The sequence below is a fragment of the Sphingomonas sp. CFBP 13706 genome (assembly GCF_014842355.1).
Taxonomy (GTDB): Bacteria; Pseudomonadota; Alphaproteobacteria; order Sphingomonadales; family Sphingomonadaceae; genus Sphingomonas; species Sphingomonas aerolata.
In genome coordinates, this window is sequence record NZ_JACYVM010000002.1 from 291861 (window position 1) to 312008 (window position 20148).

General features: G+C 67.6%; 18 protein-coding genes and 1 tRNA gene. 9 read left to right on the forward strand and 10 right to left on the reverse strand.

Going from position 1 to position 20148, the window contains the following annotated elements:
* Positions 1-33 precede the first annotated feature (33 nt).
* The 3 genes from IFS44_RS04695 to IFS44_RS04705 form a co-directional block, all read right to left on the reverse strand.
* The gene (locus IFS44_RS04695; protein WP_244649933.1) at positions 34-3033 is read right to left on the reverse strand and encodes a TonB-dependent receptor plug domain-containing protein; all 3000 of its coding nucleotides are present in this window, start codon (positions 3031-3033) and stop codon (positions 34-36) included.
* Between the two features lie 130 nt (positions 3034-3163).
* The gene (locus IFS44_RS04700; RefSeq protein ID WP_056406405.1) at positions 3164-3841 is read right to left on the reverse strand and encodes a FadR/GntR family transcriptional regulator; all 678 of its coding nucleotides are present in this window, start codon (positions 3839-3841) and stop codon (positions 3164-3166) included.
* A gap of 39 nt (positions 3842-3880) precedes the next feature.
* Positions 3881-5227 (reverse strand): GntT/GntP/DsdX family permease, encoded by a 1347-nt coding sequence (locus IFS44_RS04705; protein WP_342366334.1) that lies wholly within the window; start codon positions 5225-5227, stop codon positions 3881-3883.
* A gap of 366 nt (positions 5228-5593) precedes the next feature.
* Between IFS44_RS04705 and IFS44_RS04710 the strand changes: the two genes are divergently transcribed.
* Both IFS44_RS04710 and IFS44_RS04715 read left to right on the forward strand, forming a co-directional pair.
* Positions 5594-5806 carry a helix-turn-helix domain-containing protein gene (locus tag IFS44_RS04710; protein WP_037529849.1) on the forward strand — a complete coding sequence of 71 codons (213 nt, stop codon included), beginning with the start codon at positions 5594-5596 and terminating at the stop codon, positions 5804-5806.
* A gap of 85 nt (positions 5807-5891) precedes the next feature.
* Positions 5892-8888, forward strand: a complete 2997-nt coding sequence (locus IFS44_RS04715) for a glycosyl hydrolase family 28-related protein (protein ID WP_192097890.1) — start codon at positions 5892-5894, stop codon at positions 8886-8888.
* Positions 8889-8921: 33 nt separating this feature from the next.
* On the opposite strand, the gene IFS44_RS04720 is transcribed toward IFS44_RS04715, so the two are convergent.
* From IFS44_RS04720 to IFS44_RS04730, 3 genes are all read right to left on the reverse strand, one after another.
* Positions 8922-8997 (reverse strand) — tRNA-Thr (locus IFS44_RS04720).
* A 17-nt stretch (positions 8998-9014) separates the two neighbouring features.
* Entirely contained in the window at positions 9015-9869 is an 855-nt protein-coding gene (locus tag IFS44_RS04725; protein WP_192097691.1) for a hypothetical protein, read from the reverse strand.
* A gap of 74 nt (positions 9870-9943) precedes the next feature.
* Positions 9944-11263, reverse strand: a complete 1320-nt coding sequence (locus IFS44_RS04730; protein ID WP_056674709.1) for a replication-associated recombination protein A — start codon at positions 11261-11263, stop codon at positions 9944-9946.
* Positions 11264-11439: 176 nt separating this feature from the next.
* Between IFS44_RS04730 and IFS44_RS04735 the strand changes: the two genes are divergently transcribed.
* Positions 11440-12051 (forward strand): PadR family transcriptional regulator, encoded by a 612-nt coding sequence (locus IFS44_RS04735; RefSeq protein ID WP_416365528.1) that lies wholly within the window; start codon positions 11440-11442, stop codon positions 12049-12051.
* Entirely contained in the window at positions 12048-12338 is a 291-nt protein-coding gene (locus IFS44_RS04740; RefSeq protein ID WP_037529002.1) for a DUF2218 domain-containing protein, read from the forward strand. Before IFS44_RS04735 ends, IFS44_RS04740 begins: the two co-directional genes overlap by 4 nt.
* Before the next feature lie 25 nt (positions 12339-12363).
* Here IFS44_RS04740 and IFS44_RS04745 read toward each other — a convergent pair whose 3' ends face one another.
* Entirely contained in the window at positions 12364-13515 is a 1152-nt protein-coding gene (locus tag IFS44_RS04745; RefSeq protein WP_192097692.1) for a glycosyltransferase family 4 protein, read from the reverse strand.
* Between the two features lie 124 nt (positions 13516-13639).
* Here IFS44_RS04745 and radA point away from each other — a divergent pair, with 124 nt between their 5' ends.
* The 5 genes from radA (at position 13640) to IFS44_RS04770 (ending at position 18266) form a co-directional block, all read left to right on the forward strand.
* Entirely contained in the window at positions 13640-15010 is a 1371-nt protein-coding gene (radA, locus tag IFS44_RS04750) for a DNA repair protein RadA (RefSeq protein ID WP_192097693.1), read from the forward strand.
* Between the two features lie 115 nt (positions 15011-15125).
* Positions 15126-15692 (forward strand): CvpA family protein, encoded by a 567-nt coding sequence (locus tag IFS44_RS04755; protein ID WP_166746045.1) that lies wholly within the window; start codon positions 15126-15128, stop codon positions 15690-15692.
* The gene (locus IFS44_RS04760; RefSeq protein ID WP_192097694.1) at positions 15689-16177 is read left to right on the forward strand and encodes an iron-sulfur cluster assembly scaffold protein; all 489 of its coding nucleotides are present in this window, start codon (positions 15689-15691) and stop codon (positions 16175-16177) included. The genes IFS44_RS04755 and IFS44_RS04760 overlap by 4 nt, the downstream gene beginning before the upstream one ends.
* Positions 16177-17940: a cation:proton antiporter domain-containing protein gene (locus tag IFS44_RS04765; RefSeq protein WP_031439608.1), complete on the forward strand. Its 1764-nt coding sequence runs from the start codon at positions 16177-16179 to the stop codon at positions 17938-17940. The genes IFS44_RS04760 and IFS44_RS04765 overlap by 1 nt, the downstream gene beginning before the upstream one ends.
* The gene (locus IFS44_RS04770) at positions 17937-18266 is read left to right on the forward strand and encodes a DUF423 domain-containing protein (RefSeq protein WP_192097695.1); all 330 of its coding nucleotides are present in this window, start codon (positions 17937-17939) and stop codon (positions 18264-18266) included. The genes IFS44_RS04765 and IFS44_RS04770 overlap by 4 nt, the downstream gene beginning before the upstream one ends.
* 13 nt (positions 18267-18279) lie before the next feature.
* Here IFS44_RS04770 and IFS44_RS04775 read toward each other — a convergent pair whose 3' ends face one another.
* From IFS44_RS04775 to IFS44_RS04785, 3 genes are read right to left on the reverse strand one after another with little or no spacing between them, the layout of a single operon-like run.
* Positions 18280-18420 carry a DUF2256 domain-containing protein gene (locus IFS44_RS04775; RefSeq protein ID WP_081874135.1) on the reverse strand — a complete coding sequence of 47 codons (141 nt, stop codon included), beginning with the start codon at positions 18418-18420 and terminating at the stop codon, positions 18280-18282.
* Complete coding sequence (aroB, locus tag IFS44_RS04780; protein WP_192097696.1) at positions 18420-19520, reverse strand: 3-dehydroquinate synthase; 1101 nt, start codon at positions 19518-19520, stop codon at positions 18420-18422. The genes IFS44_RS04775 and aroB overlap by 1 nt, the downstream gene beginning before the upstream one ends.
* On the reverse strand, positions 19517-20056 hold the full coding sequence (locus IFS44_RS04785) for a shikimate kinase (protein ID WP_031395245.1): 540 nt from the start codon (positions 20054-20056) through the stop codon (positions 19517-19519). Before IFS44_RS04785 ends, aroB begins: the two co-directional genes overlap by 4 nt.
* Between the last annotated feature and the right edge of the window lie 92 nt (positions 20057-20148).

The following is a 20148-nucleotide window of genomic DNA, read 5'->3' on the forward strand; positions in this document are numbered from 1 at the left end:
GACCGACCAGCCGGGTCTGGGGCGGGTCCCGGTCTAGAAGCGGGCGCGCATGCCAAGCCGGTAGATGCGGCCGAGCGTGTCGTAGAGCGCCGGGTTCACGTCGAGGCCGGTATTGGTCTGCGGCGCGGGTTCGGGATCGTGATCGAACATGTTGTCGACCTTGAAGAACAGGCTGACCTGCTTGGACAGGTTCACCGACCCGCCGAGATCGACGTAGAAGGCGCCCTTCATCGTGTTGTAATCGATCGTCGGGTTATTGGCGGTCGAAGCGGGGCAGGCGGTCGTGCACACGACATACTGGTTGCCGAAATTGCCGTCGGAGAACCAGCGCTCCTGCAACGTCAGGCTGAAGAGATCATTGTCGTAGCTCTGCGTGGCGAGCCATTTCCAGTCGGGTGTCGCACCATTGTTGGCGCCCGCCTGGTCGACCGTCGCGACACCGGCGATGCCCGCCTTCACGAGGAACTCGCGAACATTGGTGCCGAGCGCGCGGAGGGTGAAATTGCCCGGCAGGCCGAGCGGCCGCTTCCACTGGTAGCTCGCTTCGATGTCGAACCCGCTGGTCTTCCACGAGGCGAGGTTGAATGGCTGGACGTTGATGAAATTGCCGCCCTGGGTCGGGCTGTTCAGGACAAAGCCGCCGCAGAAGGCCTGATTGCCCTCGAAGCAGAAGCGCACGATCTGGTCCGCCGACAGCGTCGAGATCACGCCGTCAAGCTTGATGCTGTAATAGTCGAACGACAGGCCGAGCCCGGGCAGCCAGGACGGGTGCGACAGGACGATGCCGGCTTCGGTATTGCGCGCGATCTCGGGCTTCAGGTCCGGATTGCCGATGGTGTTCTGGAACGCCTGGACGCCGCCGCCGGGGGGGAAGGGGTTGGTGAAGTTGGGCAGTGTCGTGACGGTCGGTGCGGCAAACAGTTCGGACAAATTGGGTGCGCGGACGTCGCGCGACGTCACCGCGCGCAGGCGGATGCCGTCGAGCGGCGTCTCCCAGGTGCCGCCGATCTTCCACGCCCAGATCGTCCCCGACGTGCTGTAATGCGTGACGCGGCCCGCGCCGTTCAGGTTCGCGCGGCCGATTGCATCGCCCTTGAACAGCGGCAGATTCAGCTCGAGAAAGCCTTCATAGACCTCGTATTTGCCGCCACCGTTCTTGTAGTTGCCCGCCGCCCAGTTGCTGCCCAAAGTCGAATTGAGCAGCGGGTCCGCGGGATAGTCGGCGCTGTTGGGGCTGAGCGCCGTGACGCCGGCGCCATAGGGATCGCCGTGGACGCGGTAATATTCCCGCCGATATTCGCCGCCGAACGCGACCGCGAGCGGCCCCGCCCACAGGCCGAGCGGCTCGCCTGAAAAGTTGAGGCTGGCGACGTCCTGCGTCAGCTTGGTCCGCTGCAACGGTCCGTTGACCGGCGTGACATAGGCGAGCGCTGCGGCGGAGGGGGGCGACCCGCCGAAGATGTTGATCGGCTGACACCCGGCAGCGCGCGCGGCGGCGTCGGCGCAGACGATCGCGCCGTTCAGCGTGATCGCGTTGGCGGCCGCGACATAGCGGTTCTGCAACACGGTGTTCTCGACATCGATATGCGCGATCGTGATGCCATGTTCGTAATAGCCGTCATAATTCCAGTCGGTGCCGGCCAGATCGAACCGCCCCTTAAGCCCGCCCACGAACCGGTATTGGCGGCGGTCGGTCTGCACCAGCGGATCGGGGAAATTGCCGTTGCTCGTGCCGAAGCCGAACTGCGTGATCCCGGCGGTCGCACAGCGATCGCGGATCAGCTGCGGCAGATACGGATTGGCGCACTGCACGGTCAGACTGGGGCGGTTATAGCCCGGGCTCGGCTGGTTGCTCGTCTTCACCTGAGCGAGGTTGACGGTGACATAGGCCTCGTTGTTCTCGGCAAAGTCGAAGCCGACGCGGGTGAAGCCATTGAGGCGTTCGAGCGAGGATTTGAGCGACGCGCCCGACCCCGGCGCACCCGACAGGTCACCGCCGACGCAGAAGCTGTTGCCGGGGAAGCAGCCGGTCACGCCACCCGTCCCGGTCGGGCGTCCGTTCGACCCGTAGTTGAAGTTGAACGGCGCGCCGTTCTGGTCGAACGCGATCCCCTGTAGCGGGCCGTTGTTGATCAGCCCGAACCGCGCATATTGATAGGGCTGGGCATAGTCGCGATAGTTGAACTGCGGCAGGCCGTTGTTCGCCTGGCCGGTATTGACCAAAGTCGTCGCGCGGTACCAATCGCGGCCCTTGGCGAGATCGGTGCCGAAATCACCCGGCCCGACGCCGTCCTCATGATCATATTCGGCGCTGACGATCAGGTGCAGCCGGTCGCCCAGCAGAGATTTGCCGAACGCCGCCTGGACCAGCGCCTGCTGATCGTCGCCGTAATTGGTGATGCCGCCCTGGATATTGCCCTTGAACCCGGTGAACCGCGTGTCGGTGATGAAGTTGACCACGCCGCCGACCGCGTCCGAGCCATAGGAGGCGGACGCACCGCCCGTGACCACGTCGACGCGCTTGACGAGCAGTTGCGGGAACATGCTGATGTCCGGAACGCCCGTCACGTTCGCGCCGACGACGCGTTGCCCGTCGAGCAGGGTCAGCGTCCGGATCGGCCCGAGACCCCGCAGCGAAAACGAACTGAGCCCCTGCGTGCCGCTCGACGTGCTGAACGTGCCGGTCGCCGCGCCGGTCGAGCCTTGCAGCGACGGCAACTGCGCGATCGCGTTGAAGATGTTCGGCTGGGCATTTTTGAGGATCTGTTCCTCGCCGATCACGGTCGTCGGCGTCGGCGCGTTGAACCCGCTGGTGGTGATGCGCGTGCCGGTGACGACGATGTCCGCCGCAGACACCGGCGGCGGGCTGTCCTCGGCAAGCGGCGTCGCCGGCGTCACGGTCGGGGGCGGGGCCGGGGGGGCGGTCTGGGCGAGAACGGGTGTTCCGATCAGCGCGATCGCCGACACCATCATCCCGGTCGCGGTGCCGCCGATGCGTGCGGCAAAATCTCGGTCGTGCCTGGCCTTCGCCATGATCCCATCCCCTTTCGGTCATGGCCCAGGCCGTCTGTCCGGTCCGGGTCCGCAATCCGTTATGCGGCGATCCTATCGTGGACCGGCGGGGGGAACATCTACGACCATCGTCGCAACGTTCGGGGTGCGATCAGGGCATGAGACGTTTGCGGCCCTGTGACAAATGCCAGCGCATCGCCAGCGCGGCACCGTCCGCGTCCTGCGCCCGGATCGCCTCGACGATCGCGTCATGCTCGTCCATCATCGCGCCGATCACCTCCGGCGCGCGCGACCGCGATATGTCCACGCCGGCGCGCAGGATCCTCATCACCGCATCCTGGAGATGCTCGAACACCGGCAGGAACGCCGCGTTGGCGGTCGCCTCGACGATCGCGCGGTGGAGCAGCCAGTCCTCGTCATGCGCCGGCGCATTCGACAGCAGTGCCGCGCGCAATGCCTCGAGCGCCTGCTCGATCGCCGCGAGCTGTTCGTCCGAGCGTCGCTGTGCCGCCAGCCGCGCCGCCTCCGCCTCGAGCACGAAGCGGACCTCATAGGTGCCGAGCGTTGCGGCGAGCGCGTCCATCGGCATGTGCGTGCCGAGCCGTGCGGACGGCCGCCGCTTGACATAGGAGCCGGCGCCAAGCCGTGCCTGGGTGATGCCGTCCGAGGCGAGCCGGGCCAGCGCCTCGCGGACGATCGTCCGCGACATGCCGAACATCGCCGCGAGCTTCGCCTCCGATGGCAGCCGGTCGCCGATCGCGAGTTCGTCATCGGTGATGATCCGCACGATCGCGGTATAGGCGCGATCCGCCAGCCGCCCCTCGCTCACGGGCACCCGCCCTCTCTCGTCACCGCATCCTGTCCCATCTCAGACGACATAGCTCAGTGCCAGGACGAGGACGAGGCCGACCACCGAGATCGCGGTCTCGAGCAGCGACCAGGTGCGGAAGGTGTCGGCGGTGCTCGTGCCGACATAGCTCTTGACCAGCCAGAAGCCGGGATCGTTGACATGGCTGAAGAAGACCGAGCCCGCGCCGATCGCGAGCACGACGAGTTCGGGGGAGACGCCCGAGTTCGCAACGACGCCGGGCATGATCCCGACCGCGGTGATCGTCGCGACCGTCGCCGACCCCGCCGCGAGCCGGATCGCGACCGCGACGAGCCAGCCCAGCAGCAGCGGGGAGATCGCATACATCAGCACCGTCCGGGCGAGCAGGTCGGACAGCCCGGCGGTCACCAACACCTGTTTCAGTGCGCCGCCCGCGCCGATCGCCAGCAGGATCGCCCCCGCCGCGCCCATCGTTTCATGCCACACCGCGTCCTGGATCGCTGCCTCGCGCAGCCGTCGCCCGAACAGCAGCGGCAGCGCGACGAGGTTGGTCAGCAGCAGCGCAACGACCGGGTTGCTCGCCGCGACGAGCCATCCCGCCCCCTTCAGCGCGGGCATCATCTGCCCCAGCTCACCGGTCGAGATCATCAGCACCGGCAGCAGCACGATCAGCAGCGACCAGAGCCGCGGCGGCGGCGTGATGGCGAGCCCGGCGTCGGTCGCGACCGGTGACGCCAGCCGGACGCCGCGCGTCGTGATCTTCGCCAGCAGCGGACCCGCGATCACCGCGGTGGGGATCGCGATCAGGATGCCGTACAGCATCGTCCGCCCCAGATCCGCGCCCAGCGCCTCGACCCCCAGCAACGGACCCGGATGCGGCGGGACGAGCGCATGGACGACGCCGAGTCCGGCCAGTGCGGGCATGATCAGCCGGAGCTTGGCGGCATCGCGTGCCGGGCCGTCCTCGCCCGTCATCTCCTCCGCGGCGGCGACGACGATCGGCAGCAGCAGGACCAGCCCGGTTTCGAAGAACAGCGGCAGGCCGACGACGATCGCGATGCCCAGCGTCGCCCAGGGGGCGGCGCGTGCGCCGGTCATCTGCAGCGCACTCCGGGCGAGCGACGCCGCGGCCCCCGACAGATGGAGCATCGCGCCAAGCGACAGGCCGAGCGCGACGACGAGCCCGGTCCCGCCGATGATGTCGCCGACGCCCTTCTGCACCGCCTTGGCGACGTCGGGCAGCGGCAGGCCGGCCAGCAGCCCGACGGTGAACGCGCCGCACAACAGGCCGATAAAGGGATGCAGCCGGCCGCGGACGATCATCACGACGGCCAGGGCGATGCCCGCCAGCGCCGCGATCACGAGCCTCAGGTCGCCGCCGATCACGGATGGGTGCCGTTCGTTCGCGTGCGACCGCGCTGTGACTGCATCATCGACATCACTCCCAATGATCCGACGACGCGTTCGCCTGTCGGTTTGATAACAGCTGTAGGACAGGTTTCTGTCTGACGACACCGAAAAGGCTTGATCGCCGCGAAAATGCGGAGGCATAGTGAGGACCTGTCCAACCGACTCCGCAAGAGAGATGGGTGGGCGGGCACTGAGAAGCCTTTGACCGCGGCGATCGACCGGGGCGTGAAAAGCCGACAGCAAAGGAGGATGACCATGGACGGGACTGCCCAGACCGCACGGCAAATCCAGCACGCCCCCGCGACCTCGAACGCGATCTCGAACGCGGGCCAGGCGCTTGCCATGCGCGCGCCGCTGCCGCGGCTGACGCCGACGCAGATCAAGGTCCTGCGCGGGGTGCATTCGGGATTGCTCAACAAGCAGATCGCCTTCGATCTCGGCATCGCGGAAGCGACCGTGAAGGCGCACATGACCGCGTTGATGCGCAAGCTCAACGTGCGCAACCGCACGCAGGTCGCGGTGCTCGCGCACACGCTGATGCTGCAGGCGGCCTGACCCGGCTACGACCTTTGTCGCGCCTGAAGCGATCAGCGGCCTGCATTAGGCCGGCACCCAGGCGGCACTCACGGAGAGATGAATGATGGACGTGAAATGGCTGGCGGGCACGGCGCTGCTGCTGCTCGCGACCCCGGCGTTCGCCGGGACGACATCGGTCTATCGCACCGCGCCGACCGATCCGCGGGCGATCACGGTCCGCGGGGTCGGCGATGGTCGCGCCGATGACAGCGCCGCGATCCAGCAGGCGATCGACGCGGCGGCGGCGGGCGGCAAGGGCGGCGTCGTCTTCCTGCCATCGGGGCGCTACCGGATCAGCCGGACGATCTTCGTCCGCTCCGCGGTTCGCCTGTTCGGGGTGGGACCGACCCGGCCCGAGATCCTGCTCGCCGATAACAGTGCAGGCTTCGCATCCGGGGTGGCCGCGATGGTCAGCTTCACCGGCGAGGATCAATACCGGGTCGGCAAGGCACCGGTGCCGCCGCGGACCAGCGTGCCGTTCGATCCGAGCATCTTCGACGCGACGTCGAGCACCTTCTACTCGGCGCTGTCGAACATCGACTTCCGGATCGGCGCGGGCAATGCGGGCGCGGTCGCGGTGCGCTTCCGCGTCGCGCAGCATGGCTATCTGCGGCATGCCGACTTTCATATCGGATCGGGCCTGGCAGGCGTCTATCAGGCGGGCAATGCCTTCGAGAATCTGCGCTTCTTCGGTGGGCGCTATGGCATCATGTCGGAAAAGACGTCGCCCGCCTGGCAGTTCACGCTGCTCGATTCGGAATTTTCCGGGCAGCGCGATGCCGCGATCCGCGAGCATGAGGTCGACCTGACTCTGGTCAACGTCGTTATCCGCGACACGCCGGTCGGTATCGAGATCGATCGCGGCTATTCGGATTCTCTGTGGGGGAAGGACGTCCGGTTCGAGAAGGTGACGCGCGCAGGCATCGTCGTCTCGAACGAGGGCAGCGTCTTCACGCAGATCGGGTTCGACAATGCGGTGGCGGTCGATACCCCGGTCTTCGTGCGGTTTCGCGACAGCGGCAAGACGGTGGCGGGATCGGGCGCGCGCTACCGGGTCAGCGATTTCTCCTATGGCCTGAAGCTGCCGGCGCTGGGTGCGATCGGCGACTATGCGACCGATGTCGCGATGACGCCGCTCGCTCGCTCGCCCGCTCGGCCCGCGCGCGCAATCCGGGCCATGCCGCCGGTTCAGGACTGGGCCAATGTCCATGATCTCGGCGTCAAAGGCGACGACGAGACCGACGATACCGCCGCGCTGCAGCGCGCGGTCGACACGCACCGCGTGCTGTATTTCCCGACCGGGCGCTACCGCGTCACCGACACGATCCGCCTCCGGCCCGACACCGTGCTGATCGCGCTCCATCCCGGGCTCACGCATCTCTATCTCGCCGATGCGACACCGGCCTTCATGGGGGTCGGGGGCCCCAAGGCGCTGATCGAAAGCGCCAAGGGGGGCGATGCGATCGTGTCCGGGCTGGGGCTGTGGACCGGCGGCGTCAACCCGCGCGCGACCGCATTGCTGTGGAAGGCGGGCGAGGCGTCGATGGTCAACGACGTCAAGATCCAGGGCGGCGGCGGCACCGCTCTGACGAAGGGAAGCCCGATCGGCTTCGGCGATCCGCGCGCGCGCTTCGACGGGCAATATCCCAGCATCTGGGTGACGGACGGCGGCGGCGGCACCTTCGCCGCCTTGTGGTCCCCCAACACGCTGGCATCGGCGGGGTTTCACGTGTCGAACACCAGCACGCCGGGCCATGTCTACCAGCTGTCGGCCGAGCATCATTATCGCGCCGAAATCGTGCTCGATCATGTCGCGAACTGGGAATTCCTCGCGCCGCAGACCGAGCAGGAGGTTCGGGACGGCGTCGACGCGATCTCGACCGAGATCCGCCATTCGCGCAACATCCTGTTCGCCAATTATCACGGCTACCGCGTCACTCGCTCGATCAAGCCGATGGATGCGGCGATCAAGCTCTACGAGTCGGGCGATATCCGCTTCCGCAACGTCCATGTGAACGCGGAGAGCGGCTTTGCGAGCTGCGATGCCAAGGGCTGCGGCACCTTCCTGCGAGCGAGCAAATATCCGTTCGAGAACGCGATCAAGGACATCACCGGCGGACAGGAGGTCCGCGAGCGCGAATTCGCCCGGCTCGACGTGCCTGCGACCCCCGCGCCCAAGGCTCCGGCTCCGGCGGCGGTCGAGAAGCTCGCCGACGGCTTTTATTCAATCGCCGGCGGTGCAGTCGACGCGAACGGCAAGCTTTACTTCATCGACCGCCATTTCCAGCGCATCCATGGCTGGTCGAAGCGCGAAGGGCTCTCGATCGTCGCGGAGGCACCACTCGATCCGGTCAATCTGATGGTCGATCGATCGGGGCGGCTGCTCGTCCTGTCGTCGGCAGGGCGCGATGCCACGGTCTACAGCATCGATCCGGCAAAGCCCGCCGATGTCCGGGTCATCGCGCCGACCGCGATCGCCGAGTCCGGCCCGGCGAACAAGGATGCCGCCACCGTGCTGCCGGTCAACGTTTGGGAAAACGGTGAATTCGCGGACCGGATCGATCCCGTCAGCTATCGGTATCCGACGATGGCGGACCTGTTCGCGGCAAAGATGGGCGAGGCCAAGGTGGCGCAATATGTGTCACCCGACGGTTCGCTCGCGCTGCCCGCCTTTCGCGTGTGGAACCAAGGTCCGGACGATCATCAGGGATGGCGCTGGTCGGATACGCTCAATGCGAACGGCTTCGTTGCCGCGCGGCCCGGCGAGCGCGTCGTCCTGACCAACGCGTCGGAGAACCGCACCTATAGCGGTCTGGTCGGTGCGCAGGGCAAGGTCACCGACCTGAAGCCGGTGGCCGATCGCGGTGGCGAAAGCGTCGCGCGCGATGCCGCGGGCCAGCTCTATGTCGCCAATGGGCAGGTGTTCGTCTATGATGCCGGGGGTGCGCTGGTCCGGCGGATCGACGTGCCCGACCGCCCGCTGCAGCTGGTGATCGGCGGCCCCGACAACCACACGCTGTTCATCCTCACCCACCATGCGCTTTACGCGACAGCGATCTGAGGGCGCGCGAGGTGGGATGGCCGGATCGAGGAATGGTGCCGGTTGCAGGAATCGAACCCGCGACATCCAGTTTACAAAACTGGCGCTCTACCAACTGAGCTAAACCGGCAGCGGGCGCCTCATGCGTCAGGTGACGCCGAACGTCCAGCCTTCGGTTGCAGCAATAAGCGAAGTCATCGCCCGAGGACACCAGAAATCGGCATTCTTCGCATTGGCGCGGAGCCAGGCCGCGGTCAGGATCGCGTCGGTCGCATGGTCGTCATAGCGCGCGAGTGGGCGGTGCGGTGCGGAGCCGAGCGCGGCGAGCGCGGCGTCGAGCGTCGCGCCGTCGCGCATCTTGCTGCGGCCGACGGGGCGCCCCGCGGCGCGCGCGGCGATGCTGGTATAGATTTCGACGATCGCGGCGCCCGATCGCGGCGGGGCATCGAACGGCCAGACCGGGATCCGCCCGTCGAGACGGTGCAGCAGGCGCATCCCGGCAAAGCTCGCCTTGGCAACCTGCGCCGCGCCGATCGCGTCATACACGGTCGAAGGTTTGCGGCTGCCGTCGTCCGGCATCTCGCACCGACGCCAGTGCAGGAAATCCGCCTTGGTCCCGTCCGACGCGCCGAGATAAAAATGCGTGCCGCGGCGGCGCTCGATGAACGATGTCGCGCCGAGATCGGGATCGTCGCTCTGCGCGTCGACCATTGCCCAAAGCGCGCGGGCATCGGCGGTCGGCGCCTCACCGGGCAGATGCGCACCACGGGTCACGAAGGGGGCGGAAAAGCTGAAGTCGAACCCGGCGAGCAACGGCAGGTCGCGGCGGGCGACCAGCCAGTCGAGCACCGCCTGGCGTGACCAGATCCCGTCCGGCGCGGGGACAAGCGTCGGGGCGGCGTGATCACGGCCACAGATCGCAACGGCGATCCCCTTATGCCGCTGTCCTTTCGCGCCGGACCAGTCGATCGCGACGAACTGCGCGAAGTGATCGGGGGTCATCGAAGACGCACGCAGGGCACATCGACCCGGCGGGGCGCGGGCCGTCCAGTCGTCTCACAGACGTTCATGTCGGGCTAGGCGTCCTTGGCCTGCCGGCGCTCGTCCCACCAGGCGAGGCGCTCGGCAATACGCTTCTCGAACCCGCGGTCGGTCGGCGCGTAAAAGGTCTGCGGCGTCATCTCGTCGGGCCAATAGTCCGACCCCGAAAAGGCGTTCTCCGCATCATGGTCATAGGCATAGCCCTTGCCATAGCCGATATCGCGCATGAGCTTGGTGGGGGCGTTGCGGATCGCGGCGGGCGGCATCAGCGACCCCGTCTCGCGCGCCGATTTCCAGGCCGCCTTCTGCGCCTTGTAGACCGCGTTCGATTTGGGCGCGGTGGCGAGATAGACGCAGGCCTGGGCGATCGCGAGTTCGCCTTCCGGACTGCCAAGGAAATCATAGGTGTCCTTGGCGGCGATACACTGCACGAGCGCCTGGGGGTCGGCGAGACCGATATCCTCGACCGCGGCGCGCGTCAGGCGGCGCAGCAGGAACAGCGGCTCCTCGCCCGCGGTGAGCATCCGCCCGAGATAATAGAGCGCCGCCTGTGGATCGCTGCCGCGGATCGATTTGTGCAGCGCGCTGATGAGGTTGTAATGCCCTTCGCGATCCTTGTCGTACACCGCGACGCGGCGCTGAAGAAAGTTCGACAGCCCCGCCGGATCGAGCGGTTCGGGCAGGTCGACCGAGAACAGCGTCTCGGCCTGATTGAGCAGGAACCGTCCGTCGCCATCGGCACTGGCGATCAGCGCATCGGTCGCCTCGGGCGTGAGCGGGAGCGGACGGTCCATCAGCGCCGCCGCGCGGGTCAGCAGCAGCTCGAGCGCGCCGCGGCCCAGTCGCTCGAGGATCAGGACCTGCGCACGGCTGAGCAGTGCCGCATTGAGCTCGAAGGACGGGTTTTCCGTCGTCGCGCCGACCAGCGTCACCGTGCCGTCTTCCACATAGGGAAGGAACCCGTCCTGCTGCGCGCGATTGAAGCGGTGGATCTCGTCGACGAACAACAGCGTACGCTTGCCCAGTCGCGCGTGGTCGCGGGCTTCGGCAAACGCCTTTTTCAGATCGGCCACGCCCGAGAAGACCGCGGAGATCGCGACGAACCGCAGATCGACCGCGTCGGCGAGCAGGCGCGCGATCGTCGTCTTGCCGGTGCCGGGCGGTCCCCAGAGGATAATCGACGACAGCCGTCCCGCCGCCACCATCCGCCCGATCGCCCCGCCTGCGCCGGTGATGTGATCCTGCCCAACGACCTCGTCGAGCGTCCGCGGACGCAGGCGATCAGCGAGCGGTGCGTTTTCGGGATGCGCGTCGGGTGGGGGGGCGGGTTCGAAACCCGCGAAAAGGTCGGCCATGCTCGCAATGTAGTCGATACGCACGACTGTGCCACCCTGGGCCTAGCCTCGCGTTCCGCTGTCTGACCACGCGTCCTCTGCCCAAGACATGCGAAAGATATATCTTGGTAGATCTTGCGAAGCACAGCTGAAGATATATCTTGCACGTATCGGGATGCGCTCGACAGGAGATTCGAATGTTCATGCACATGCACGGCCGCGGATGCGGTCATCGTGACGGACACCATGCCGCGATGGGCGGCGGCTATGGCGGCGGTCGGGGCGGCGGGCGCTTCGCCTTCGCCTGGGGGCCGGGTGAGGGTGAGCGGCCGGGGGGCGGACGGCAGCGGCGGATGTTCGACGGGGGCGAACTGCGCCTCGTCCTGCTCAGGCTGATCGCGGATTCGCCGCGCCACGGCTATGACCTGATCCGCGCGATCGAGGAGCTTACCGGGGGCGCCTATGCGCCGAGTCCGGGCGTGGTCTATCCGACGATCACGCTGCTCGACGAAATGGGGCTGATCGAGGAGCAGCAGTCCGAGGGCGCCAAGAAGCGCTTTGCGATCACGCCGGCCGGCACCACGCATCTCGACGAGAATGCAGAGCAGGTCGCGGCGTTGATGGCGCGGCTGGCGGCGGTCGGCGAGCACCGCGAACGCGCGGATCGCGCTCCGATCCGGCGCGCGATGGGCAATCTGCGCCACGCAGTGCAGGACCGGCTGCTCGGCGACGGGTTCTCGGAAGAGGCGGCGCACCAGGTGGCGGCGCTGATCGACGAGGTCGTCCAGAAGATCGAGCGCGTGAAGTGAGCGTGTCGGTCGCACGCGTGCCGACGCAATCGGCCAGCCGGTATCTCCAGCAGCTCGCCAAGCACTGGAGCCACAAGATGGAGGTGCGCTTCACCGAAGAGGAGGGGCGTATCGCGTTTCCGGGTGGCGCGGTGCTCGAAATGCGCGCGGACAGCCAGACGCTCGACGTCGCGCTGACGGTGCCCGAGGGCGGGGATGTCGAACGGATGCGCGACGTGGTGTCGAGCCATCTCGACCGGTTCGCGTTTCGCGAGGCGCCGCTGACGTTCGACTGGGTAGACGCGTAACCGGACGGTCGCGCGTCGCATTCAATCACCGGTGCCGGCGCGCCATCACCGCGGAATAGGTGTCGAGCACCGTCTGGTTAATTGTGTCCCAGCGATAGCCCGCGGCCTTGGCGTGCCCGGCTTCGCCCATCGACTGCCGGAGCGCGGGATCCGACACGATCCGGCCGATCGCATCCGCATAGGCGCCGATATCGGTGGGTGGTACGAGGAAGCCGGTCGTGCCGTCCTCGATCAGGTCGACCGCGCCGGTCGCGCGCGCGGCGACCACGGGCACGCCCGCCGCCATCGCCTCGAGCGTCACGTTGCCAAAGGTCTCGGTGATGCTCGGGTTGAAGAACACGTCCATCGACGCGACTGCGCGTCCGAGCGCGTCGCCCGACTGGAAGCCGGCGAACACGGCCTCGGGGACATGGCCCGCGAACCAGTCGCGCGCAGGACCCTGGCCGACGACGACGACACGGTGCGGCACGCCGCGGCGGCGCAATTCGGTGACCACGTCCGCAAAGACGTCGAGCCCCTTTTCCTTCACCAGCCGGCCGAGAAACCCGACCACCATCTCGTCGTCCGCGATGCCGAGCGATCGGCGCCAGGCCGTGTCGCGCCGTACCGGGTCGAACCGCGCGTGATCGATACCGCGCGACCAGATGCCGATCGACGACTTCACGCCCCAGCCGCGGAGAAGCTCGGCCATGCTGGGTCCGGGCACCAGGACCTCTTCCACACGGTTGTAGAAGCGCGTCAGCCGCTTCTTCGCGATCGGCTCGAGGAAGCCGAGCCGGTAATAGCGGAAATAGGTCTCGAACCGGGTGTGGAAGGAGGCGACGGTCGCGATGTCGCGTTTGCGCGCATAGGCGACCGCGGCATGGCCGAGAAACTCGGGCGCCGAGACATGGACGATATTGGGAGCGAACGCGTCGATGTCGCGGCGGACGCGCGGCGTGATCCCGAGTGCGGCGCGATATTCGCCGCGTCCGCCGACCAGCGGGATCGCGGGCACGTCGACCAGATCGCCGATCGCGGGGAAGGCGGGCTCCGCAACCGTCGGCGAATAGACCCGCACTTTCACGCCGCGCGACAGCAAATGGCCGACGAGCAGGTTCAGCGACTGGTTCGCACCATCGCGGACGTAATTATAGTTGCCGCTAAACAGGGCCACGCGGAGGTCGGTCGGCTGCATCGCTCGGGCGGATAGCGTTGCCCGTCGGTTAGCGCCAGACAATCCTCGGTCGCCGAGGCGGTGGCGTTTCGCCGCGCGGGTGATCGCTGTTCCCTTATCGTTCCTATCTGGCTACACCGCGGCGATGGCGAAAATTCAGAAACGGTATGTGTGTCAGGCGTGCGGATCGGTCGCATCGCGCTGGGCCGGGCAATGCGCCGACTGCCACGAATGGAACACGCTGGTCGAGGAGGCGAATACCGCCGCGACGCCGTTTCATTCGAAGCACAATCTGCAGACCGGCGGCCGCGCGATCCAGCTCGTCGGGCTGGATGCGGAGATCAAGCTGCCGGACCGGATGGCGACCGGTATCGCCGAGCTCGACCGCGCACTGGGCGGGGGCTTTGTAGAAGGATCGGCGACGCTGATCGGCGGCGATCCCGGGATCGGCAAGTCGACCTTGCTGTTGCAGGCGGCAGCGAAGATGGCGCTTGCCGGCCAGTCGGTGGCCTATGTCTCGGGCGAGGAGGCGGCGGACCAGGTCCGGCTGCGCGCGCGGCGTCTCGGGCTCGGCAACGCGCCGGTGCAGCTCGCGGCGGCGACCTCGACGCGCGACATCCTGACGACGCTGCAGACAAGACCGCCGGCGATGCTGGTGATCGATTCGATCCAGACGATGCATTCCGACCTGATCGAAGGCGCACCCGGCACGGTCAGCCAGGTACGGGCATCGGCGCAGGAGCTGATCCGGTTCGCCAAGGAGCGTGGGACCGCGGTCGTGCTGGTCGGCCATGTGACCAAGGACGGCAGCATCGCGGGGCCGCGCGTGCTCGAACACATGGTCGACACGGTGCTGAGCTTCGAAGGCGAGCGCAGTCATCAGTACCGGATCTTGCGCGCGATCAAGAACCGCTTCGGCGGCACCGACGAGATCGGCGTCTTCTCGATGCAGACCGAGGGGCTGGCGGAGGTCGGCAACCCGTCGTCGCTGTTCCTGACGACGCGCGACGACGCGATGACCGGCGCGACGGTGTTCCCGGCGCTGGAGGGGACGCGACCGGTGCTGGTCGAGATCCAGGCGCTGACGGTGCGGCTGGCGAGCGGCGCGACGCCGAGGCGCGCGGTCGTCGGATGGGATTCGGGGCGGCTGGCGATGATCCTCGCGGTGCTCGAGGCGCGGTGCGGGCTGAGCTTCTCGTCGGCCGAGGTCTATCTCAACATCGCCGGCGGCTACCGCGTGCAGGATCCCGCCGCCGATCTCGCGGTCGCCGCGGCGCTGATATCGGCGATGGCGGAGCGTCCCGTACCGGTCGACGCGGTCGCGTTCGGCGAGGTGGCCTTGTCGGGCGAGATCCGGCCGGTCGCGCACGGTCCGCTACGGCTGAAGGAAGCGAGCAAGCTGGGGTTCGAGCGCGCGCTCGTCCCCACGTCGATGAGCGACGAGAAGGGCGGCATGCGGCTGTTGGGGTTCAAGACGCTCGCCGCGTTCGTCGACCACATGCTCGGGCGGGGATGAGCCGGGGCGGGACGCGGCGTCCGGCGTTGCGGTGAACGACGATGGTGTGGCCATGATCCGGCGGTTCGCGCGGCTGCACTAGCGGTTCGCGGCACTCGTCCCTATTCCAGACATCATGAACCTCACCGCCCTCGATGTCATCGTCCTGCTCGCGGTTGCTGGCGCCGCCGTACTCGGCCTAATTCGCGGGTTCGTGACCGAGGTGCTTTCGATGTTCGCCTGGGTCGCGATGGTGGCGATGCTCAAGCTGTTCCACATCCCCGTCGCGGCCGCGCTGACCCCGGTCATCGGTACGGTCAGCGGTGCGGCGGTCCTTGCCTTCGCGCTCATCACGGGGCTGACCTATATCGGCGGGCGGCTCGTCGCCAACGCGATCGGCGCGCGGACGCGGACGTCGATCCTGGGACCGGTCGACCGCGCGCTCGGATTCGGGTTCGGGGCGCTGAAGGGACTGATCCTCGCAAGCCTCGTCTTCCTGCTGGCGACGCTGGTGATCGACACGATGAGCGGCGGTGCGGCGCGACGGCCCGAATGGATGACCCGCTCGCGCACCTATCCGCTGCTCAATGCGACGAGCGCGAGCATCGCCGATTTCGTCGATCGCCGCCGTCGCGGCAAACCGGTGTTCGGCACGAAGCCGAACGCGTCCCGATCCGATACCGCAAGTGAGCCGACCCCATGAACGCCCCCCTCTACAATGCCGAGATCCTGCGTCTTGCCGCGTCGATTCCGTATCATGAGCGCCTGACCGCGCCGATGGCGACTGCGGAACGCCGCTCGCCGATCTGCGGCAGCCGCGTGACGGTGGACGTCGATATGGGCGCGGATGGGCGCGTCGCCGCGGTTGGGCTGCTGGTGCGCGCCTGTGCGCTGGGTCAGGCGTCCTCATCGCTACTCGCCTCGAGCATCGTAGGGCGGACGCCTGCGGAGCTGGCGGCGGCCCGCGATGCGATCACCGCCTGGCTCGCGCGCACCGGCAATGCGCCCGACTGGCCCGGGATGGATGTCTTCGCACCCGCACTCGACTATACCGCGCGGCATCCGTCGATCCGCCTCGCTTTCGAAGCGGCGGCGGAGGCGGCCGAGGCCGCGGCGACCAATGCGTCGGGTCATGCGGAGGTGTCGGTCACGGCCCCCGCGAGCGCATCTGCCGGGACCGATGTCTGATGCATGACGGCACGCCGACGTCGCTGTTGCGGGACGGGGTGGTCCTGCTCGGCTTCGGGCTGGTGTTCGTGCTGCTGTTCCGAAGGATCGGCCTCGGCGCGACGCTGGGCTATCTCGTCGCAGGGGCGGTCGTCGGACCGCATGTCTTGGGGCTGGTGGGTGACGCGGAGGCCAAGCTCGGGTTTGCCGAACTCGGTATCACGTTGCTGCTGTTCATCGTCGGGCTCGAGCTCAACCCGAGCCGGCTGTGGCGGATGAAGCATGAAATCTTCGGGCTGGGCCTGATGCAGGTGGTTGCCTGCGGTCTCGCGATCACCGCGATCGTGTGGCTCGGCGCGCGCTTCTCGCTGCCCGCCGCGCTCGCCTTGGGGCTGCCGCTCGCGCTGTCGTCGACCGCGCAGGTGTTGCCGATGCTGCAATCCTCGGGGCGGATGCGGACGCCCTTTGGCGAGCGTGCCTTCTCGATCCTGCTGTTCCAGGATCTGTCGATCGTCCCGCTGATCACGATCGTCGCGGCGATGAGCCGTAATCCCGCCGATGCGAATGCGCCGCCCGGATGGCTGCTCGCGCTCTACACGGTCGCCGCGGTCGTCGGGCTGATCATCGCCGGGCGATTCCTGTTGCGGCCGTTCTTCCGGCTGATCGGCAATATGGGCGAGCGCGAGATGTTCGTGTTCGCCGGCCTGTTCACGGTTATCGCCAGCGCCGCAGTGATGGAATGGCTCGGCCTGTCGACCGCGCTCGGCGCGTTCATCGCCGGCGTGATGCTCGCGGACAGTCCGTATCGGCATGAGCTGGAGGCCGATGTCGAGCCGTTCCGGTCGATCCTGCTCGGACTGTTCTTCCTCGCGGTCGGCATGCTGCTCGATCTCGGCGCGATCGCCGAGCGGCCGCTGTTCGTGCTGGCGATGGCCGCGGCGCTGATCGCGACGAAGACCGGCGTGATCATGGCGATCGGCATGGCGTTCAAGATGACTTGGCGGCAGGCCTTCGCGCTCGGCCTGTTGCTGAGCCAGGGCGGCGAATTCGGGTTCGTGCTGTTCGCACAGGCGCAGGCGGGGCTGCTGATCGATCCGGAAGCGGCAAGCCTGTTCGGCGCGATCATCACGCTGTCGATGGCGACGACGCCGTTCCTGATGGGGATCACCCGCCGGTTCCGGACCGAGCCGATCGCACCCGGTACCGATCGCGAGGGCCCGGTCGCCGACGGCGCCAATGCGATCATCGTCGGCTATGGCCGGTTCGGGCAGACGGTCGGTCAGATGCTGCTGGCACAGGGCATCCCGGTCACGCTGATCGATACCGATATCGAGATGATCGACATTGCGGGCGAGTTCGGCGCCAAGGTCTATTACGGCGACGGCACCCGGCTCGACCTGTTGCGTCAGGCGGGGGCGGCGGACGCCGAACTCATCTGCATGTGCATCGACGGCGATCAGATCGAACCCGAGACGATCGCAGCGATCCACGAGGCGTTTCCCAAGGCCGAGATCTATGTCCGCGCGTTCGACCGCCGCACGCTGGTCAAGCTGAAGAACGGCCCGGCGACCTATGTCGTTCGCGAGGTTCTCGAATCGGCGGTGAAGATGGCGCGGCTTGCGCTGCGCGGGCTCGGCGTCGCGCCGGCCGAGATCGATCGCGCGGAGGAAGCGTACCGGGCGCGCGACAAGGAGCGGTTGCGGATCCAGATCGCCGCCGGCGACATTCGCGCGGCGCGCACCGAAACCGCGCAGCGCTTTCCATGGGGGAATGATCCACAATGATGCTCGTCGTTCTAGCGGCACTGTCAGGCGCCATCGCGGTCGCGGCGGGCGCGTTCGGTGCGCATGGTGCAAGCGGTCCCGCGGTGGAGTGGTTGAAGACGGGCGCGCAGTATCAGCTGATCCATGTCGTCGCGGCGCTGGTCGCGGTGCGGATGGAGGCGCGGGGGCCAGCATGGCTGTTCGTCATCGGCGCGGCGATCTTCGCGCTCACGCTCTACGCCATGGCGCTGGGGGCGCCGCGCTGGTTCGGTGCGATCACGCCGATCGGCGGCGCGTTGCTCATCGGCGGCTGGCTGTGGCTGGCGTGGAGCGCAGCGCGCACCTGACGGTGCTGCTGGGCTAGCGTTTCTTGCGGCAGGCATCCGAGCAGTAGATCACCGAATCCCAGTCGCGCGCCCATTTCTTGCGCCAGGTGAACGGCCGTTCGCAGGCCGGGCAAATCTTCGTCGGCAGGTTCTGCTTGGCGACGCCATTGGGCATCAGCGGGGCTCCGCGTCGAGGAAGGCGGCGACATCGGCGAGGTCGACGGTCGTGTCGAGATAGGTCCGGCCGATCCCGCGGGCGAGCAGGAAGGGCAGCGTGCCCGCCGCCATCTTCTTGTCGTGGCGCATATGATCGACGAGCGTCGCGCCATCCGCGGCGACATGCGCGCCGGCCAATCCGTCGGGCAGCTGAACCGCGCGCCAATGGGCCGCCACCCGATCGGCCTCGTCGCGCGAACAGAGCCCGTGGGCCGCCGAATAGCGGAATGCCAATGCGCAGCCCGCGGCGACGCCCTCGCCGTGGATCAGCGTCTGCGAGAAGCCCGTCTCGGCCTCGAGCGCATGGCCGAAGGTGTGGCCCAGATTGAGCAGCGCGCGCGTGCCGGTCGTCTCATGCTCGTCCGCCGCGACGATGCGCGCCTTGGCGGATACGCTGTGGATGATGGCGTATTCGCGCAGCGCGATGTCGCCGGCGAGCAATGCCGCGCCGTTCGTCTCGCACCAGGCGAAGAAGGCGGGGTCGTCGATCAGCCCGTATTTCACCACCTCGGCATAGCCCGCGCGCAACTCACGGATCGGCAGCGTGTCGAGCACCTGCGGGTCGATCAGGACCATCGCCGGCTGGTGGAAGGCGCCGATCAGGTTCTTGCCCGCACGCGTGTTGATCGCGGTCTTGCCGCCGACCGAACTGTCGACCTGCGCGAGCAACGTGGTCGGGATCTGAACGAAGCGGCAGCCGCGCTTGAGGATGGCGCAGGCAAAGCCGACGAGATCGCCGATCACCCCGCCGCCGAGCGCGACGACGTGATCGCCGCGCTCGATGCCGATGTCGAGCAGGCGGTCGCACAGCCGTTCCAGCGTCGCCCAGCTCTTCGATCCCTCGCCGGGCGAAAGCACGATCGCCTCGCTCGCGACGCCGTGCGCCGTGAGTGACGCCTGCAGTGTCGCCAGATGGCCGCTCAGATTCTCGTCGGTGACGATCGCCATCGTCCGACCGCGCGCGAGCGGCGCCAGATGATCGCCGGCCTCCTCGAGCAGGCCGGCCCGGATATGGATCGGATAGGTCCGTGCGCCCAGGTTCACGGTGATGACGGTCATAGGCCGATGGCTTTCAGGATGGAGGCGACGGTCGCCTCGTGCGGCGCCTTGTTGCTGGCGATATGGATATGCGCCTTGGCGTAGATCGGGTTGCGGACACGCGCGAGCTCGGCAAGTACCTGGCCTGCGTCGCGGTTGCGCAGCAGGGGGCGGGTGTTGCGACGCCCGACGCGTTCGACGAGGATCTCGGGCGGCGCGCTGAGCCAGATCGCTGTGGCTTCGGCAAGGATCAGGCTGCGTGTCTCGTCATTGATGAACGCGCCGCCGCCGGTCGCGATGACCTTCGGCGTGCCGTCGATCAGCCGCGCGATCACGCGGCGCTCGCCGTCGCGGAAATAGGCCTCGCCATATTTGGCGAAGATCTCGCTGACGCTCATGCCGGACGCCGCCTCGATCTCGTGATCGGCGTCGACGAAGGGCAGCCGCAAGCGGTGCGCGAGGCGGCGGCCGACGGTGGTCTTGCCCACGCCCATCAGGCCGACGAGCACGATCGGGGGGCCGCTCCAGGGGGCAATCGGGTTGTGGCTTTGCAACATCGCGGTCCGCGCTATACAGCGGCACTGCGCGGGGGGAAACGGCATCCGCATGCCTATTCGCATCCGTCACCAATGTCCTATCAGTCTTTACA